General features: G+C 69.8%; 15 protein-coding genes. 9 read left to right on the top strand and 6 right to left on the bottom strand.

The window, feature by feature from the left end; genetic code table 11:
* The first annotated feature begins 13 nt into the window (after positions 1–13).
* The 4 genes from D451_RS0123430 to D451_RS0123415 all read left to right on the top strand — a co-directional run bounded on the left by D451_RS0123430 (position 14) and on the right by D451_RS0123415 (position 4,501).
* Entirely contained in the window at positions 14–2,119 is a 2,106-nt protein-coding gene (locus D451_RS0123430) for an RNA degradosome polyphosphate kinase (RefSeq protein WP_081536507.1), read from the top strand.
* Positions 2,116–3,108, top strand: a complete 993-nt coding sequence (locus D451_RS0123425) for an NUDIX hydrolase (protein WP_017536201.1) — start codon at positions 2,116–2,118, stop codon at positions 3,106–3,108. Before D451_RS0123430 ends, D451_RS0123425 begins: the two co-directional genes overlap by 4 nt.
* A 57-nt stretch (positions 3,109–3,165) precedes the next feature.
* The gene (locus D451_RS0123420; RefSeq protein ID WP_017536200.1) at positions 3,166–3,603 is read left to right on the top strand and encodes an SRPBCC family protein; all 438 of its coding nucleotides are present in this window, start codon (positions 3,166–3,168) and stop codon (positions 3,601–3,603) included.
* Between the two features lie 202 nt (positions 3,604–3,805).
* Positions 3,806–4,501, top strand: coding sequence for a M50 family metallopeptidase (locus D451_RS0123415; RefSeq protein ID WP_014912420.1), 696 nt, complete (start codon positions 3,806–3,808; stop codon positions 4,499–4,501).
* A gap of 77 nt (positions 4,502–4,578) precedes the next feature.
* On the opposite strand, the gene D451_RS0123410 is transcribed toward D451_RS0123415, so the two are convergent.
* The 3 genes from D451_RS0123410 to D451_RS0123400 all read right to left on the bottom strand — a co-directional run bounded on the left by D451_RS0123410 (position 4,579) and on the right by D451_RS0123400 (position 8,959).
* Entirely contained in the window at positions 4,579–4,932 is a 354-nt protein-coding gene (locus D451_RS0123410) for an STAS domain-containing protein (protein ID WP_014909058.1), read from the bottom strand.
* A gap of 581 nt (positions 4,933–5,513) precedes the next feature.
* Positions 5,514–7,760, bottom strand: a complete 2,247-nt coding sequence (locus D451_RS0123405; protein WP_241463373.1) for a threonine/serine exporter family protein — start codon at positions 7,758–7,760, stop codon at positions 5,514–5,516.
* 104 nt (positions 7,761–7,864) lie between these two features.
* Positions 7,865–8,959 (bottom strand): CaiB/BaiF CoA transferase family protein, encoded by a 1,095-nt coding sequence (locus D451_RS0123400; protein ID WP_017536198.1) that lies wholly within the window; start codon positions 8,957–8,959, stop codon positions 7,865–7,867.
* A gap of 399 nt (positions 8,960–9,358) precedes the next feature.
* Between D451_RS0123400 and D451_RS0123395 the strand changes: the two genes are divergently transcribed.
* Positions 9,359–10,543 carry a resuscitation-promoting factor gene (locus D451_RS0123395; protein WP_017536197.1) on the top strand — a complete coding sequence of 395 codons (1,185 nt, stop codon included), beginning with the start codon at positions 9,359–9,361 and terminating at the stop codon, positions 10,541–10,543.
* A gap of 36 nt (positions 10,544–10,579) precedes the next feature.
* Positions 10,580–11,464 (top strand): 16S rRNA (adenine(1518)-N(6)/adenine(1519)-N(6))-dimethyltransferase RsmA, encoded by an 885-nt coding sequence (gene rsmA, locus D451_RS0123390; RefSeq protein ID WP_017536196.1) that lies wholly within the window; start codon positions 10,580–10,582, stop codon positions 11,462–11,464.
* 4 nt (positions 11,465–11,468) lie between these two features.
* On the opposite strand, the gene D451_RS0123385 is transcribed toward rsmA, so the two are convergent.
* Positions 11,469–11,711, bottom strand: coding sequence for a hypothetical protein (locus tag D451_RS0123385; protein ID WP_014909007.1), 243 nt, complete (start codon positions 11,709–11,711; stop codon positions 11,469–11,471).
* A complete protein-coding gene (locus D451_RS0123380; RefSeq protein ID WP_017536195.1) occupies positions 11,692–13,140 on the bottom strand; it encodes a PspC domain-containing protein in 1,449 nt (482 codons plus the stop codon). The genes D451_RS0123385 and D451_RS0123380 overlap by 20 nt, the downstream gene beginning before the upstream one ends.
* Positions 13,141–13,371: 231 nt before the next feature.
* Between D451_RS0123380 and D451_RS0123375 the strand changes: the two genes are divergently transcribed.
* Together D451_RS0123375 and D451_RS0123370 are read left to right on the top strand one after the other, a co-directional pair.
* On the top strand, positions 13,372–14,574 hold the full coding sequence (locus D451_RS0123375; RefSeq protein ID WP_014912079.1) for an ATP-binding protein: 1,203 nt from the start codon (positions 13,372–13,374) through the stop codon (positions 14,572–14,574).
* A 30-nt stretch (positions 14,575–14,604) separates the two neighbouring features.
* Entirely contained in the window at positions 14,605–15,276 is a 672-nt protein-coding gene (locus tag D451_RS0123370) for a response regulator (protein ID WP_014912170.1), read from the top strand.
* 32 nt (positions 15,277–15,308) lie between these two features.
* Here the strand turns inward: D451_RS0123370 and D451_RS0123365 are convergent, their stop codons facing one another.
* Complete coding sequence (locus D451_RS0123365; RefSeq protein ID WP_026125306.1) at positions 15,309–16,238, bottom strand: nucleoside hydrolase; 930 nt, start codon at positions 16,236–16,238, stop codon at positions 15,309–15,311.
* Between the two features lie 146 nt (positions 16,239–16,384).
* Between D451_RS0123365 and pcrA the strand changes: the two genes are divergently transcribed.
* Complete coding sequence (pcrA, locus tag D451_RS0123360; protein ID WP_017536193.1) at positions 16,385–18,697, top strand: DNA helicase PcrA; 2,313 nt, start codon at positions 16,385–16,387, stop codon at positions 18,695–18,697.
* Positions 18,698–18,919: the final 222 nt, after the last annotated feature.

Genomic DNA, 18,919 nt, shown 5'->3' with positions numbered 1-18,919 from the left:
GAGTCTGCCCACTGTGAGCACGGAATCAGCGCCGACAGAGGCGGAACTCGGCACCGCGGAACTACCGTCCGACAGGTTCATGGACCGGGAGGAGGGGTGGCTCCGTTTCAACCAGCGGGTCCTCGAACTGGCCGAGGACGAGGACATACCGCTGCTCGAACGGACGCGATTCCTCGCGATCTTCTCCAGCAACCTCGACGAGTTCTTCATGGTCCGGGTCGCCGGCCTCAAACGGCGCCTGGCCACCGGCCTCTTCGTCGCCTCCTCGAGCGGCCACCACCCCCGGGATCTGCTGGAACGCGTCTCCAAGGTCACCCACGAACTCGTGGTCCGTCAGATCGCCTGCTTCGAGGAGAGCGTCGCCCCCGCCCTGGCGGAGGAGGGCATCGGCATCGTCCGCTGGAACGAGCTCGACACCGCCGAGCGCGAGTACCTCCACGGGTACTTCCGCCGCTCCGTCTACCCCCTGGTGACACCGTTCACCGTCGACTCGGCCCACCCCTTCCCCTACATCTCGGGCCGCTCCCTCAACCTCGCCGTCACCGTTCGGGATCCGGACGACGACCGTCAGATGTTCGCCAGGGTCAAGGTGCCCGCCTCCCTTCCGAGGTTCATCGAACCGGCCACGAGCGGCGGTGGCCGATACGTCCCGGTCGAGGACATCATCGCCGCCCACCTGCCCCAGCTCTTCGAGGGCATGCACGTGGTCGAGCACCACGCCTTCCGGGTCACCCGCAACGCGGACCTGGAGGTCGACGAGGACGAGACCGACGACCTCGTGCAGTCGCTGGAGAACGAACTCCTGCGCCGTAGGTTCGGTCCCCTCGTGCGATTGGAGGTGGAGCGGACCATCAGCGACGAGGTCCTGGCCATCCTCACCGAGGAGCTCGGCGCCGAGGAGGAGGAGATCTATCGGGTCCCCGGGCCGCTCAACCTGGCCGGGCTCGCTCAGATCGCCGACGCGGACCGCCCCGACCTGCGCTATCCGCCGATGGTCCCGGGCGAACCCCGCTCGCTCACCTCGGGAGACCTGTTCGCCACCATCAGGGAACGCGAGGTCCTGGTCCACCACCCCTACGAGTCGTTCGCCACCACCACGGAACGGTTCCTCTCCCTGGCCGCCACCGATCCCAAGGTCGTGGCGATCAAACAGACCCTGTACCGGACCAGCGGCGATTCCCCCATCGTCGAATCGCTCATCGAGGCGGCCCGGGCCGGCAAGGAGGTCGTGGTCCTGGTCGAGGTCAAGGCCCGCTTCGACGAACAGAACAACATCCAGTGGGCCCGCAAACTCGAACGCGCGGGCTGCCACGTGGTCTACGGCGTGGTCGGACTCAAGACGCACTGCAAGTTGTCCATGGTGATCCGTCAGGACGACGACGGTCTGCTCCGCCGCTACTGCCACGTCGGCACCGGTAACTACAACCCGAGCACCGCGCGCGTCTACGAGGACCTCGGTCTGTTCAGCGCCGCAGACGAGGTGGGCGAGGATGTCAGCGACCTGTTCAACAGCCTCACCGGGTTCTCCCGCAAGAAGCACTACCGACGACTCCTGGTGGCGCCCGCCGCCCTGCGACAAGGGCTGCTGCGACAGATCGACGAGGAGATCGCGGCCGCCCGCGAGGGCGGGGCGGCGCGTGTGCGGATCAAGGTGAACTCCCTGGTGGACGAGGAGATCATCGACGCCCTCTATCGGGCCTCCCTCGCCGGGGTCCGGGTCGACCTGTGGGTCCGGGGGAGCTGTGTCCTGCGCGCGGGGGTCCCCGGGCTCTCCGAGAACATCCACGTCCGCAGTATCCTCGGCCGTTTCCTGGAGCACTCCCGCGTGTTCGTCTTCGAGAACGGAGGCCGCCCCAAGGTGTGGATCGGCAGCGCCGACCTGATGCCCCGCAACCTGGACCGACGTGTCGAGGCGCTGGTCAGGATCGCCGACCCCGAGCAGTGCCGGAGGCTGGTGGGCCTGATGGACCTGGCGATGGCCGACGGAACCTCCTCCTGGCGTCTCGAACCCGACGGTTCGTGGACCCGGGTCACCCACGACGAGAACGGACAGCCCTTGATCGACCTCCAGGAGGCCCTGCGCGGCGACCGTCACCTGCGGGTGGTGGACGGAGGATGAGCGGTCACGGGACCGGCTCCGGGAACGGTACGACCGACATCAGGGTGACCAGCGCCTTCCCTCCCCGGGACACCGCGGTGGGCGGATACCTGGAACCCATCCGCGCCGGTGGGGCGGTGCTGTGGCGTGACGGGGACCGGGGGCGCGAGATCGTCCTCATCCGCCGTCCCGGCCGCGGCGACTGGTCCCTGCCCAAGGGCAAGCTCAAGAACGGTGAACACCCCATCACGGGCGCGGTACGCGAAGTGGAGGAGGAGACGGGGCTGAGGCCGTTGCTCGGCCGTCGGCTGCCTCCCCAGCGCTACCTCAAGAACGGTTGGCCCAAGCAGGTGGAGTGGTGGGCGGCCGTTCCCGAAGGGGGCGGCGGGGCGATCGACTACGAGCCCAACGAGGAGATCGAGGCCGTCGAGTGGGTCCCGGTCCAGGAGGCTCGGGAACGGCTCACCTACGACCACGACGTCCAGGTCGTCGACAACTTCCGCGCGGGCCCCGCGGAGACCTTCCCGATCGTCCTTCTGCGGCATCTGTCCGCGGGGGAGAAACGCGCCTGGACCGGTGACGACCTGCTGCGTCCGCTCGACGAGACCGGCAGGGCCGACGCGGCGGCCCTGCCGGACGTCCTGGCCGCCTATGGGCGGCCGCGCGTGGTCTCCTCGGCGGCGGCCCGTTGCGCGGAGTCGCTGCTGCCGTACACGGTCGGGTTCGACGCGCCCATGGTCACCGAACGGGCCCTCACCGTGGGTCGGGGCGGCCGAGGGTACGACGTCGACGAGGCCCGACGGGTGTTCGCGGAGATCATCACGGAGAGAAGGCCCACCGTCGTGTGCACCCACGGCGAACTGGTCCCCGCGCTGATGGCCGAGGCGCTCACCCGCGCCGGCGCCCCCTTGTCCCAACAGTTGGGGCTGCGCAAGGGGTCGTTCTGGGTACTGCACATGTCCGTCGACGGCGGGCTCGCCGGTGTGGAACGCCACGACGTGCGGGAATGAGGACCGTCCCCACCGACCCGGGTCGGAGCGCTCCCGAGCCGGTGACATGATGCGTGCATGGCTGAACACATGGTGGCCCGGAGCATCGTGATCGACGCTTCGGCCAAGAGGATCTTCGACCTGATCGCCTCGCCGGGGAAGCACCCTCTCCTGGACGGCTCCGGCACCGTCCTGAAGGCGGTCTCCGGCCCGGAACGGCTGGAACTCGGCTCGGAGTTCGGCATGGACATGCGGATGATGGGGCTGCCCTACCGGATGACCAACCGGGTGGTGGAGTTCGAGGAGAACCGGGTCATCGCGTGGAAACACGTGGGTTCGCACCGCTGGCGGTACGAGCTGGAGGAACTCGACGGCGAAGGGACGCGGGTCACCCAGACCTTCGACTACACCTGGGGCCACACGTTCTTCTACATGATGTCCGGCGCCCCGGCCCGGAACGCGCGCTCGATCGAGGGCAGCCTGCGACTGCTCAAGCGCGAGGCCGAGCGGGACTGAGCCGGAGCGTGCTCCGGGCCGGCGCCCCGGTCCGTTCGCCCGGGTCGGGACCGGGCCGTCGTAGCACTCGCGCGATGCCCTAAAGTTCGGCAAGGGCCCGCGCGCCCGTGCGCCTCCCGGCCACCGCGGCGTCGGCTGAGCGGGCCCGCTGACGAGGAATCGGTCGACGCAGGGAGTCGGGAGACCAGTGGGTGGAACCAGCTTGGGTGACGTGTGGCAGGACGTGCTGTCCGTCCAACCCCATCCGGATCAGTGGATCATCATCGGGGCGGCCGCGGTGGCCTTGGCCGTCGTCCTGCTCGGTCAGCCCTGGCGGGTGGCGCGCAACGTCGTCACCATCGCCCACGAGGGCGGTCACGCCCTCGTCGCTCTGCTCAGCGGCCGTCAGCTCACCGGGATCCGGCTGCACTCCGACACCTCGGGGGTGACGGTCTCCCGGGGTAGACCCACCGGTATCGGCATGATCCTCACGGTCTTCGCCGGCTACGTCGCGCCGAGCGTCATCGGCCTCCTCGGCATCCTCATGCTGATGGCGGGGAGGATCACCGCTCTCCTGTGGCTGAGCATCGTGGTGCTCGCCGCCATGCTCCTGATGATCCGCAACCTCTACGGCGTGATCTCGATCGTGGCCACCGGCGCCGTCGTCTTCGGCGTGAGCTGGTTCACCCCGCACGAGGTCCAGGCGGCCTTCGCCTACCTGTTCATCTGGTTCCTGCTCTTCGCCGGGGTGCGTCCCGTCATCGAGCTCCAGAGCCAGCGGATGCGTCAGCCCTCCCCGCACTCCGACGCCGACCAGCTCGCCCGGTTGACGGGGCTGCCCGGGACCTTCTGGGTGATGGTGTTCCTCTTGGTGAACGCCGCCGTCACCCTCTTGGGAGTGTGGATGCTGTTCTTCTGATCCGAGGGGCCCGGAGGGCCTTCGGACACGGAAAAGGGGCCCCGCGTGCGGACGCGGGGCCTTCGTCGTCGTGGGGGTCAGGCGCTCTGCGGGGCGGCCAGGGCCTGGGCCACCGAGTCGAACACCGGGATACGGGTGTCCAGGGAGGTCACGCGCAACGTCTGGACGATGCGCGGCTGGGCGGCGGCGATCACCAGAAGGGCCTGCTGCTCCTTGGCGGCCTTGTGGGCGCGGATCAGCACGCGCAGGCCGCTGGAGTCGATGAACCTCAGGTCGGTGCAGTCCAGCACCACACGGCCGAAGGGCTGTGTCGTCAGCGCCTCGGTGACCGCGTCCTGGAAGCGGGCCTCGGTGGCCATGTCGATCTCCCCGTCCAGGGTCAGGACACGTCCGGACTCGTGGAGGGTGGAGGAGATGTTCAGGTCGGGCATTGCGACTCCGGCGAACTCGGGCCTTGCCCGATAGGTCGGCGAGGCAGACCATACGTCGCCCCACCAGGGGCGCGTGGTGACCGGTGCGTTGGTTGCGTTGACGCGTGAGCCAAGCTGATGGTTCATCAAGTTCCTTGCGTGGTGCCCCGGATCGAAAGCCGGGGAGGAAACGCCTTTCTCGCCTGGATTACTCGGAAAAGCACAGCGTTCTGGGAACGTTCGGGCCGGGGCCCGAGTTCCCGGTGCCGTGGGTCATCGGCGATGACCGGGTGCTCAAGGGCAGGGAGACTCGGTGTGCGATGGGACGGGACCGCTCGTCGCCACCGTCTTCGACGGCGTTCGGTCCCTTGCACAGGAGAACCCACCGGTGCCGACGGACATTCCCTCGCGCGGGACGACACCGAAGGCGGACGGTCCGGATCCTCCCGCCGGGCCGTCTCCCCGAAAGCTCGGTGCGGTGCCGTGTCACCGGGGTCGTTCAGCCTCGGACTTTACCACAGGGCCGTAGCCTATTCGTGACGTGAGAGACGCCGGGTCGTGCCCGTGGACCTGTCGCTTTCCGTACGCGATGGTGTACACGATCACGCCTTTCGTAGGCATTCCGTTCCATCGATATCGGTGTCCGGTTCGGGCGGCCGCTCCTGTTGCTGGAGCGCCCACACGCACGCCGACAGGGTGAGCGGGACCGCCACGGTCAACGCCAGGGCCGGGATGGCCACACCGGAGTCGTTGGCGGCGAACCCGACGAGCGCGGTCACCAGGGAGCCGGTGAGGCCCGCACGCAGCGTGGGAGCGTACTCGTAGGCCCGCTGGAGCGCCCCGATCCGCCAGTTCGTCGGCCGGTTGAGGGCCGCGAAGAGGAACAGCAGGGCGCCGGCCGAGAGCAGGGTGAGCTGCCAGTTGCCGAGGGTCCCCAACATCGCTCCGAGCTTGCGGGCCAGGACGGTACCGGCCTCCCCGTTCACGACCTGGGCCGCGAACGCGCCGAAGTGGCTGCGTTCCTCGATCGGCCGCAGGTAGTCCATCCAGGACAGAAGGGCGATCACCGTGAGAGAGGTCACGCCGATCACGGCCAGGCGCGGCAGGGTGATCCGTATCCCCGCGATCATCATCGTGGTCACAGCCAGCCCCGGGATGAGGGCGATCACGCCGCCGAAGTCGGTGCCCAACCCCGGCCAGCCGACGATCAGGACCGAGGACACCCCGATGATCAGCGTCGTGACCACCGCGGTCCGCCGTCGGCCACGTCCGATCAGCATGTGCGCGATCCCGGCCACCGCCATGAGCATGCCGGTGGCGAAGGTCGCGAACGCGATGTTGCCGATCCCGTAGAAACGTCCCGCCACGATCGGTGAGTATCCGGTGGGGGAGTTCATCTGGAGGTTCGCGCCGAAGCACAGGTCCAGGAACAGCACCAGGGTGGTGGCGCCCGCCACCACCGTCATCGGCCCGAGGATGGTGCGGCGCCAGGGTCCCGCCATCGCCAGCGCCACGACCAGGGCGTCCACGGCCAGTACCGAGGTCAGCAGGGCCAGAGGGGGAGTGGTCGCCGCCCACCACGGGATGAGGTTGGCCAGGTAGCTCGCCACGGGGAAGGCCGCCCCGGCCAGGGCGACGACGCGGGTGATCGACAGGACCAGGGCCCGTTTGCTCCGTTCCCCGTCCGAGTACCGGTGCAGGGCGTAGGCGGCCGCGGCGTAGATCAGCAGCTGAAGGGCGACCAGGCCGCTGAAGAAGCCCGGGATCGAGGCGCCCACGACCACCGCCGCGGTGTTGAAGTCGACCAGTCGACCGATGGCGGCCTCCGTGGTCGCCGGGCGCTGGTCGAGTTGCCAGACCCGTCCTCCCGTGGGCGCGGGGGCCCGCATGCCCAGCGCGTCGAGCACGGTCGCGGTGGTGTCGGTCAGGACCACCAGCCCGGGGCGGCGGGTGGACTCCGAGGCCAGATAGGAGTGCGGACCGACCAGGCCCTGGGCGGTCATCTCCCCGTTCATGGCGACGGTCAGACGTGAGGGCCCGGTGTCCATGGACACCCCGACCACCATCAGGGAGGAACCGGTGGGAAGCGCTCCGATCAGGGACGACATTCGGGAGTCGAGGGTCTCCAACGCCTCTTCGCGTACCCACTCGGGGACGTCCTCGGGGTCGGGGTCGCCCTCCCCGTCGGTGGTGGTCGCGGGGTCGGGGTACAGGCGGGTGAGCTCGGGCAGCTCCACGACGGCCAGGGACACCCCTTCCAGACGTTCACGGGTGAGCTCCCGTGCCGAGGGCAGGTAGTGGTCGACACGTCCCGAGGTGTCGGCCGCGCCCAGGGCCGCCCCGGGGCCGGCCGCCAAGGTGAGCCCGCCCTCGTCGCGCACGGTCTGGCCGAGCATGCCCACGGGCGCGGAGAAGGGGGAGGCCAGGTTCTGCTCGATGTAGGAGTCGTATCCCGGAACGGAGGCGCCCGAGCCGTCGCTCACGGGCGCGGGGGCCGGTTCGCACACGGTGAATCGTTCCCGCTCGGACAGGGCGCGCTGGCCGGCCGACACCGAGAGCCAGCCGTCGGTGGGACAGGTCCGGGAGGTGGCGGTGCGGATCGATACGTTGCCGATCGCCCCGTCCCCGGCCATTTCCCACAGGGTGGGCGTGTGCTCGGGGGTGACGTCCTCCCAGAGCAGCCCCGGGATCCCCACCAGGACGACCGGGGCCTCCCGTCCCTTCGGCGCTCTCGGCGTCGGACCCTCGGCGGCCGCGGCGGGCGCCGCGCCCGCGAGGACCGCCGCGGCCAGAAGGAGCGCGCACAGTCGTCCTCCCCAACGCGTGCCGAGCACAGGACTCGGTGACATGGCGGCCCCCCGATCGCACGAATCACCCTCTGGTCGCGCTCACCCTAGTGACCTGCGCGGCTCGTCGTGGGAAAACGATGACAACGGCGATTCCGGGCGTCCGCTCAGTCCGTGACGCCCCAATCGCGCAGAACCTCGTCGATGTCGGGGAGCGGTCCGCCCCGGGTGACCCCTCCGGGGGTCCGATCGAACCGGGGCGCGGGTCCGGCCATGATCCGCCCCTTCTCGCGCACGAGTGAGCCGCGGGCGCGCACGTGCGGATGGTCGGGGGCCTCCTCCATGGACAGGATCGGCATCACGCAGGCGTCGGTCCCCTCGAAGATCCGCCCCCACTCGTCCCGGGTGCGTGTGCGCAGGACCTTCGCGAAGCGTTCCCGGAGCGCGGGCCAGTTCTCGGTGTCCCACTGCTCGGGGAGATCCTCCTCGGCCAGCCCGACCCCTTCCAGGAAGGCCCGGTAGAACTTCGGTTCGATGCACCCGACGGAGAGGTGCCGTCCGTCCGCGCATTCGTAGACGTCGTACCAGGGGGCACCGGTGTCGAGGTAGTTGGTGCCTCGCTCGTCGCTCCACGCGCCGCGCGAACGGTCCTCGTGCACCATCGACATCAACAGGGAGACCCCGTCCACCATGGCCGCGTCGACCACTTGGCCGCGTCCGGAGGTCTGCCGTTCCACGAGGGCGGCGAGGATCCCGGTGATCGTGAACATGGTGCCTCCGCCGAAGTCGCCGAGGAGGTTGATCGGGGGGATCGGGGGGCCGTCGGCGCGTCCGATGGAGTGCAGGGCCCCGTTCACGGACACGTAGTTCATGTCGTGGCCCGCGGTGTGGGCCAGGGGGCCGTCCTGCCCCCAGCCGGTGACCCGCGCGTACACGAGGCGGGGGTTGATCTCGTGGCAGTCGTCGGGGCCCAGTCCGAGCCGTTCCATGACACCGGGACGGAAGCCCTCCAGGAGGACGTCGGCCCGGCCGATCAGGTCGCGGGCGGTCTCCCGTCCCTCCTCCGACTTGAGGTCGATCCCGACCACGGCCCGGCCCTCGCACATGTGCGGGCCGGGGGCGCCGGAGCGCATGGCCTCGGCGGCCTGAGGGCGGTCGATCCGGACGACGTCGGCCCCCAGGTCGGCGAGGAGCATGCCCGTCATGGGTGCGGGGCCGAGGCCCGTGAACTCGACGACGCGGATTCCGTTGAGGGGTCCCATGGGTGCCTTTCGAACGCGAGCTGACTAGAACGGGGTTCGGTTCATTGTGCAGCCCGAGCGGCGCGGACGCCAGATCCGTCGCGGAGCGCGTCCTGGACACGACGGGTGGAGCCGAAAAGAAGAAAAGGGGCGATATGGCTTAACAGAGCGCCGCGTGGTTCGATTTTCGGCTAATAGCAAAAGGAGAACTCGCCCCGATGTTAATGTCGTCCTACTCGCCTTCGCGCCCCTCGTCCTCCTGCGCGGAAACCCCACGTAAGAGGACGTCGCACCCTGCTCTCGAGGGACGGTCGAACGGCGATCCCGATCGCGGGGGACAAAGCCGGCATTCGCCCGGACGGCCCCCGGAACGGTGACAGAACCCCTGCCTTTCCCGTGCCGGAGAAGAGTGAGAAGGTCATGTCCGAAAACCCCGGAAGGAAAAAGGGACGAGGTGGACGTCGCGCCAAGGGACGCAGGCGTACACGCTCCTCCCCGCCCCTCCTCCTGATCGCCGCCTCCGTCGCCGGGGCCCTCGCCCTGGCCTGCGGCGGCACCGCCCTGGCCATGGACAAGAGCGTCACCCTCGACGCCAACGGGGAGCGGAGCACCGTCCACACCTTCGGCGGCACGGTCCAGGACGTCCTCGACTCCGCGGGGATCACCCTCGACGACCATGACATCGTCGCCCCCTCCCCGGACACCCCGATCGGTGGCGGAGACCACGTCATCGTCCGCTCGCCGCGCGACCTCACCGTCGAACTCGACGGTCGCCGCCTGGAACATCGGGTCAACGCCGCGACCCTCGGAGAGGGGCTCCGCCAGATCGGTCTGGACCCCGAGGGCGTCGAACTCTCCCAGGCCCACGACACCGCCATCCCCTCCGATGGATTGACCGTCACCGCCGGCCGAGCGCCCCGCATGGTCGTCGTGTACGACACGATCCGCTCCGAGACGCGCACCACCGGAGAGACCGTCGCCGACGTCCTGGAGGCCGCCGGGGTGGAACCGGGCGAGCACGACGTCGTCACCCCCGACCTCGACGAACCCGCCGAGCCCGACATGGTCGTCCACGTCCTGCCCGTGATCGGCGAACCCGAGACGGAGGAGGTGGTCATCGAGGCCGAGATCGTGGAACGGGAGAACCCCGACCTGCCCGAAGGGGAACGCGAGGTCGTCACCGAACCCGAGGACGGCCTCAAGGAGGTCACCACGGCGACCGTCCTGCGTGAGGGGGAGGAGGTCGAACACGCACTCTCCGAGGAGATCCTCACCGAACCGGTGGCGGGGCTGGTGGAGATCGGCACCAAGGTCGAGGAGGCGACCGCGGACCTCCCCGAGGTCGGTGGAGAGGCGGCCGGGCTCGACTGGGCCGGGCTCGCCGCCTGCGAATCCGGAGGGGACCCCGCCGCCGTCAACTCGGCGGGCGGCTACTACGGCCTCTACCAGTTCAGTCCGCGGACCTGGGCCTCGGTCGGCGGTAGCGGGCTGCCCTCCGACGCGAGCCCGGAGGAACAGACCATGCGCGCCCAACTGCTCTACGACAGCGTGGGCGGAGACTGGCGGAGCCAGTGGCCCCACTGCGGGATCCACCTCTTCGACTGACACAGGGACGAGCGGGTGGGCGGCTGCCGGCAAGATGTGTGGGTGACACAGACATCCGCACCCGACCCCGACGACCGTTCCCGCCTGCTCACCCCCGCCGACGTGCGGGCGCTGGCCGAACGGTTCGGCATCCGGCCCACCAAGACCCTGGGCCAGAACTTCGTCATCGACCACGGGACCGTCCGCCGCATCGTTCGCGTCGCGAACGTCGGCGAGGACGACGTGGTCGTCGAGGTGGGTCCGGGACTCGGCTCGCTCACCCTCGCCCTGCTCCCGCACGTGCGCAGGGTCACCGCGATCGAGATCGACCCCGCTCTGGCCGAGGCCCTGCCGGGGACCGTCGCCGCGCACGCGCCCGAACTCGCCGACCGGCTCACCGTCGTCCCCGGCGACGCCATGCGCGTCACCGAACTCCCCGGCCCCGAGCCGACCGCACTGGTGGCCAACCTGCCCTACAACGTGTCGGTCCCCGTCCTGCTGCACCTGCTCGAACTCCTGCCCGGGCTCGAACGGGTCCTGGTGATGGTGCAGGCCGAGGTCGCCGACCGGATCACCGCCACCCCCGGCGGCCGGATCTACGGGGTGCCCTCCGCCAAGGTCGCCTGGTACGCCTCCGCGCGCCGGGCCGGAGCCGTGGGACGCAACGTGTTCTGGCCCGCCCCCAACGTCGACTCCGGCCTGGTGGAGCTGATCCGCCGACCCGCTCCGACCACCAAGGCCTCCCGGCGGGAGGTGTTCCAGGTCATCGACGCCGCCTTCGCGCAGCGCCGCAAGACCCTGCGCGCGGCCCTCGCGGGTTGGGCCGGCTCGGCCCCGGCCGCGGAGGAGGCCCTGCGCGCCGCCGGCGTGGACCCGAAGGCGCGCGGGGAGTCCCTGGGCATCGAGGGGTTCGCCGCCATCGCCGAACAGCGTCCCGAGTAGCGGATCAGTCCTCGGGGGCGGCCCGCTCGCTCCGATCCGGAGCCCGGGTCCCCTCGGAGGATCGCGCCCTCGACCTCAGGAGGGCCCTCGCGACCCCCACCAGGATGAGACCGGTGAAGAGCACCGGGATCAGCCACAGGAGGTCGAAGTCCCAGGAGCCGCCGCCCCGGACGACGAGCACGACCGCCAGACCGAGGAACATCACCCCGGCGATCAGCGAGCCGACGTCAATCCCGCGCTTGGCCATATCGAACCTCCACTACTCCACCCGCGGTCTCCGCGTTCACATTGATCACGGGCGTCTCGTCAGTCCCGCTCGTCTCGGGTTCCTCCTCGGTTCCCGTCTCGGGCCCGTTCGGTTCGTCCTTCGCGCCGCCTTCCGGCGGGTCGAAGACCTCCTCGTAGGTCAGGTCGGCCCCGTACATCTCGTCCGCCCCCGCGCCGGTCGGGTCGATCATGCCCCAGCCGGCGCCCGCGGTCAGGTCGACCCGCGCGTCCTCGGGGAGCACCACGACCAGCACGCCGTGGTCCACCCGGGCCGCCACGTCCACGCTCTGTCCCGCCTCCAGTGAGGAACCGAGTCGGCTCAGGTCCAGGACCCCCCGGCCCAGGTTCAGACGCATCGGTTCCTCCTCGACGTGGGCGACCGTCTCCGGCTCCCAGACCGCCTCGCCCACCTTCGCCCGAGGAAGATCGAACGTTCCCACCAGGACCGCGCCCAGGACGGCGAGCGTCCCCAGGAACAACAGTCCGCGCGTGTTGCCCGCCCACGTGCCGATCAGCGAGAACACGCCGACCACCGCGACCGCCGCCGCCATGAAGTAGAGGCCGTACACCGGACCGAACAGCAGGTCCGTACTCCCCGCCCCGTGGAACACCGACCCCAGATGGGGGGCGGCCACGACCAGCGCGACCGCCATGGTCACCACGGTCCACAGCGCGTGCGAGGCCAGGGGGGAAGGACGGCTCCGTCTCTCGAAGCAGCCCTCGCCGCCCTTCCCGTCATCACGCCCTTCGGGAGCGCCCTCCTCGTCATCCGCGGGGTCGTCGAGGTCGTCGTCGGATTCGGCGTCCCGTGAGGTGCGCTCCGAGACCACGGCCAGATCCACCGGTCCGTGCGGAGCGGAGGCCCACGGCTGAGCCGGGTTGTAGTAGGCCGCGCTCGGCTGCGGTACCGGTCCGGTCGGCGGCGGATCCCGTCTGGCCAGGTCCGCGCGGAGCCCCGACAGGACCGAACGCAGCTCCATGCCCCGCGCACGCGCGGTCAGCAGGCCCAACACCAGTGGAATCGCCAACACCAACGTCGCCCAGCCGAAACCGCCCACCAGACTCAGCGCGGTCGCGCCCATCAACCCCACGGCCAACAGGCGGGGGACGGCCCTGGACGGGATGGCCCGGTCCAACATCTGCTCGAACGTGGCCGGTCCGCCCTGGGGGTCGCGCATCAACATCCACGCCGCGACGTACAACAACAGGCCCGTGCCACCGGCGAAGGCGGTCAAGGCGAAACCCGTCCGCCACAGGACCGGGTCGACCCCCGTGTAGGCGCCCAGACCGGCGCACACACCGGCGATCACCCGCCGGTCGTCGTCGCGCCGCAGACCGGGGCCGGTCTCCGGAGGATCGACGGCGTCCCCGGCCTCGGCCGGAGGACTCTGGGCCTCACCGTCGGTCATCGTCGCTCACCGCACCTTCCTCATGGAACCATCGTCGCCCCTGATACGTCCCAGAGGGAATCCGGGACGACCCTGAGCACACCCTGACCGGCGTGCGCCGCGGACCAGGGGTGCGTCCCCGATGTCGGCGCGTCGACCACAGGGCATGCTTGGAGAGGGCAGGTAACCGGAGGCGCCGCGTCACGCGGGCGCGTCCTTACGGAGCGATCGGACGAAGGCGGTGAGCGGGCGGTGGAGACGACGGCCGCGGAGACCCCGCGGCTGACCCGGGCGGTCGAGGGCCGCCTCCTCGGAGGGGTCGCCGCCGGCGTGGCCCGCCACCTGGGCATCGACCCGGTCGTGGTGCGGCTCGCCCTCATGGCGTTGACCGTCGGAGGCATAGGGCTGGCCGTGTACGCGGCCCTGTACTTCGCCCTGCCCCGAGAAGAGGTCGAGGACCGGCCCGAAGGCTCCGAGGAACACCGGCGCAAGGGCCGGGACATCTCCCAGATCATCGCCTACGTCGGTCTCGCCGCCGCCTTCGGCGTGCTCTTCATGATCTTCGGCGGGGTCTTCGACCCACTGCTCTGGTTCATCATCTTCGGCGCCCTGGGCGCCACGATCCTGTGGCAGCAGGCCAACCCGGCCGAACGCGACGAATGGATGGCCAGCACCGTCAGCCGCGCCGGCCCCAAAGGCCTCATGCGCACCGGCACGGGCGTCCTGCTCATCGTCATCGGCGTCATCGGCTTCATGGTCTTCCAACAGCAGCTCCAGGACGCCCGTGCCGGTCTCAGCTTCGCGCTCACCCTGCTCGCGGGCATCTCCCTGGTCGCCGCGCCCTGGATCATCGGCCTCGTCCGCGAACGCGACGCCGAGCGCCGAGAGCGCATCCGCAACGCCGAACGCGCCGAACTCGCCGCGCACATCCACGACTCCGTGCTGCACACCCTCACCCTCATCCAACGGCGGGCGGAGGACCCCCGAGAGGTCCAACGCCTGGCCCGCGTCCAGGAACGCGCCCTGCGCAGCTGGCTCTACCAACGTCCCGCCGACGCGGAGACCACCGTCTCTCCCGCCCTCGAACGCGTCGCCGCCGAGGTCGAGGAGGAGCACGGCGTCCCCATCGAGGTGGTCTGCGTGGGCGACTGCCCCATGGACGACGGTCTCGGCGCCCTGCTCAGGGCCGCCCGAGAGGCGATGGTCAACGCGTCCAAGTACGCGGGAGGCTCCGGTATCTCCGTCTTCGGAGAGGTGGAGGAACGCGAGGTCCTCGTCTTCGTCCGCGACCGGGGGGAAGGGTTCGATCTCGAGGCCATCCCGGAGGACCGCATGGGGGTGCGCGGCTCCATCATCGGTCGAATGGAACGCCACGGAGGCTCCGCGCGCATCCGCACCGCTCCGGGGGAGGGCACCGAGGTTCAGCTCACCATGCCCCGCATCCCGGAACTGTGATGGGACCGGCACGGGGGTAAGGTCGTTCGTGTGGGAGAAGAGAGCACGACCTTCAGTGACGGAGACGCGATTCCCCGCGTCGTGATCGTGGACGACCACCGTCTGTTCCGCAGCGGTGTACGCGGCGAGCTCGGTGACGCCGTCGAGGTCATCGGTGAGGCCGGCGACGTCGACAGCGCCGTGCACGTGATCAACGAGACCCGCCCCGACCTCGTTCTCCTCGACGTCCACCTGCCCGGTGGCGGAGGGGTGGAGGTGCTCCGGCGCGTCCTCGCCAAGAACCCCGGGATCCGCTTCCTGGCCCTGTCGGTCTCCGACGCGGCCGAGGACGTCATCGGCGTGGTGCGCGGCGGTGCCCGCGGCTACGTCACCAAGACCATCTCCGGTAGGGAACTGGCCGACGCCATCGTCCGTGTCGCCGACGGGGACGCGGTGTTCTCACCGCGGCTGGCGGGCTTCGTGCTCGACGCCTTCTCGGCGACCGACGCGCCCCCGGTCGACCCCGAGCTGGACCGCCTCACCCAGCGCGAGCGCGAGGTCCTGCGGCACATCGCCCGCGGGTACGCCTACAAGGAGGTCGCCAAGGAGCTGTTCATCTCGGTCAAGACGGTCGAGACGCACGTCTCCTCGGTACTGCGCAAACTCCAGCTCTCCAACCGGCATGAGCTGAGCCGCTGGGCCACCGCCCGCCGCCTGGTCTGAACCCGGCGGCGGACGGCCGTGAGAGGCGGGGCTCAGCGCAGCGCGTCGAGCATCCGCTTCAGGAACTCCTCCTCGGACACCGAGACGACCACCCGCGTCGCGCGGCGCTCGTCGGCGCTCGGGCGAGGACGACGGTCCGCCACGGTCATGCCCCGGGTCAGCGACCCGGCCAGCTCCACCCGGATCGGGGCGTCGAAGGCCTCGGTGACCAGGTGGGGGTCGACCAGCACCGCCGCGGCCAAGGGGTCGTGCATGGCGCACTGACGCACACCGAAGATCCCCTTGTAGAAGTCGGCGTAGAAGTCCAGGAAGGCCGAGGTGTGCCGGGCGCGATCGCCGGGCACCTCCTTGAGCCGGTCCAGCCACTCGCCGGTGGCCACCGTGCGCATCGTGATGTCCAGCGCCACCAGATCGAGGTCGAACCCGGCGGCGAACACGGCCTCGGCCGCCTCGGGGTCGTTGACGATGTTGGCCTCGGCGTGCGAGGTCACGTTCCCCGCCGTCTCGACGGCGCCGCCCATCACCACCAGGCGACGGACCAGACGCGGCAGGCGCGGCTCCAAGGACAGCGCGATCGCCAGGTTGGTGAGCGGACCGACCGCCAGCACGTCCAGCTCGCCCGGGTTCTCCCGGGCCAGACGCACGAGCAACTCCGCCGCGGACTCCGCCACCGGCTCACGCGCCGGTTCGGGCAGCTCCACATCGCCCAGGCCGTTACCGCCATGGACGTGTTCGGCCAGACGAGGGGGCTGCACCAGCGGACGCTCCGCGCCGACCGCGACCGGGACGCCCGGGCGACCGTACAGGTCCAACAGCCGCAGCGCGTTGCTCGCGGTCACCTCCACGGTGTTGTTGCCGAACACCGCGCCGACTCCGAGGATCTCCACCTCGGGACGTGCGGCCAGGTACGCGAGCGCGACGGCGTCGTCGATCCCCGGGTCGCAGTCGACGAACACGCGTATGGTCTCCCGGTCTGCCAAGACCAATCTCCCCCGATCAGGACATGCGTCAGGTGGGCGAAAGGCTCACCTGGTGGAAAACCAGACTAAGCCGCCCCGGACACCGGGCGTGGCCGGCGACGTCGTCGGTCGGTCGTAACCTGGTAGACGTGTCCTCCCAAGAGCAACTTCTCGAAGGTCTGAACGGTCCCCAGCGCGAAGCCGTGACGCACGCGGGTTCCCCCCTCCTGATCGTGGCGGGCGCCGGTTCTGGAAAGACCCGTGTCCTCACCCATCGCGTCGCCTATCTCATGGCCGAACGCGGGGTGCGTCCAGGGGAGATCCTCGCGATCACCTTCACCAACAAGGCCGCCGCCGAGATGAAGGAACGCATCCAGGCGCTCCTCGGCACCCGCGCCGCCAACACCATGTGGACGATGACCTTCCACTCGGCGTGCGTGCGCATCCTGCGCAGGGAGGCGCACCGACTCGGATACCCGAGCGGGTTCACCATCTACGACTCCGCCGACTCCGCGCGGCTCATGCAGTTGGTGTGCAAGGAGATGGACCTGGACCCCAAGAGGTTCCCGCCCAAGTCCTTCGGCTTCCAGGTGTCCAACCTCAAGAACGAGCTCATCGACTACGACACCTTCGCCGAACAGGCGCAGACCGAACAGGAGAAGAAGCTCGCCGAGGCCTACCGGCTCTACCAGCGCCGTCTCCACGAGTCCGGCGCCATGGACTTCGACGACCTCATCATGGTCGCGGTCAACCTCTTCCAGATGTACCCGGACGTCGCCGAGTATTATCGGCGCCGTTTCCGGCACGTCATGGTCGACGAGTACCAGGACACCAACCACGCCCAGTACGTGTTCGTCCGCGAACTGGTCGGTGCCGCCGAGGGCTCCGATACCGGCGTGGTCCCGCCCGCCGAACTGTGCGTGGTGGGTGACGCGGACCAGTCGATCTACGCCTTCCGCGGCGCCACCATTCGCAACATCCTGGAGTTCGAGCGCGACTTCCCCGACGCGCGCACCATCCTGTTGGAGCAGAACTACCGCTCCACCCAGAACATCCTCTCGGCCGCGAACACGGTCATCGATCGCAACGAGGGCCGACCCGCCAAGAACCTGTGGTCGGAACAGGGCGAAGGCCCCAGGATCACCGGTTACGTCGCCGACAACGAACACGACGAGGCGGCGTTCGTGGTCGGGGAGATCGACAGGCTCAACGACGAGGGCGTCGTTCGCCCCGGGCAGGTCGCGGTGTTCTACCGGACCAACGCCCAGTCGCGTGTGTTCGAGGACGTCTTCGTCCGGACGGGACTGCCGTACAAGATCGTCGGCGGAGTGCGCTTCTACGAGCGCAAGGAGATCCGCGACATCCTCGCCTACCTGAGGGTGCTCGCCAACCCCGAGGACACGGTCAGTCTGCGCCGCATCCTCAACGTCCCCAAGCGGGGGATCGGGGCCAGGGCCGAGGAGTCCATCGAGCTGTTCGCCGCCCGGGAACGGATCACGTTCGCCCAGGCGCTGCGCCGGGTGGACGAGGCCCCGGGGATCGCGACCCGTTCGGCCAACGCCGTCCGCAACTTCACCGCGCTGCTCGACGAGCTCTCCGAGGGCGTTCCGGGGAGCACACCGGCCGAGATCGTCGAGGCGGTGCTCGGCAAGACCGGGTACCTGTCCGAGCTCACCGAGTCCAAGGACCTCCAGGACGAGAGCCGGGTGGAGAACCTGGAGGAGTTCGTCGACGTGGCCCGGGAGTTCGAGAACACCTTCGCCGCGCTCATCGAGGACGAGGCCGCCCTCGAAGGTGCCGAGAACCAGGGGATCGACCCGGGCGAGCCCACACTCGTCGACTTCCTGGAGCGGGTCTCCCTCGTCGCCGACACCGACCAGATCCCCGACGAGGACGACGAGGGCGGCGTGGTCACGTTGATGACCCTGCACGCCGCCAAGGGTCTGGAGTTCCCGGTCGTCTTCCTCACCGGTATGGAGGACGGCGTCTTCCCGCACACCCGGACCCTGGGGGACAAGACCCAGTTGGAGGAGGAGCGGCGCCTGGCCTACGTGGGGATCACCCGTGCGCAGGAGAGGCTCTACGTCAGTCGGGCCGCCGTGCGCAGCGCCTGGGGGACCCCCTCCTACAACCCGGCCTCCCGCTTCCTGGACGAGATCCCCTCGGAACTCGTCGACTGGCGGCGCGCCGAATCGTCCCTGGCGGCCCCGCCCTCGCGCGGGATCGGTGGCGGTCGAGGAGGTGGCGGTTTCGGCGGGACCTTCGGGGGAGGCCGTAAGAAGGCGGCCAAGGAGGCCCCCACGCTCAGCGTCGGCGATCTGGTGAACCACGACTCCTTCGGTATGGGGCGGGTCCAGCTGGTCGACGGGGCCGGGGACAAGACCAAGGCGCGCATCGACTTCGGCGCCGACATCGGGGAGAAGGACTTCCTGGTCAAGTACGCCCCGATCGAGAAGCTCTGACGAGGGGACGTTCGGGGCGGGTCACGGGGCGCTCGGTGGACGTGTAAGCCACGACACCGGAGAGTTTCTCCGAACCCGTCACGAGCACTCCCACCCGGGGGTACAGTTGGTGAAGACCGAGCGAGACGAACGCGGAATCTTCCGCGGGCGGGCCGGTCTCACCTCTTCGATCAAGCCTGGTTCGAGCAGTGCTCGGAGCATGTAAACTCGCAGAGTCGCTTC

This window comes from Nocardiopsis alba DSM 43377, assembly GCF_000341225.1.
In the GTDB taxonomy this organism is placed as follows: Bacteria; Actinomycetota; Actinomycetes; order Streptosporangiales; family Streptosporangiaceae; genus Nocardiopsis; species Nocardiopsis alba.
This window is presented reverse-complemented; position numbering and strand designations above follow the sequence as displayed.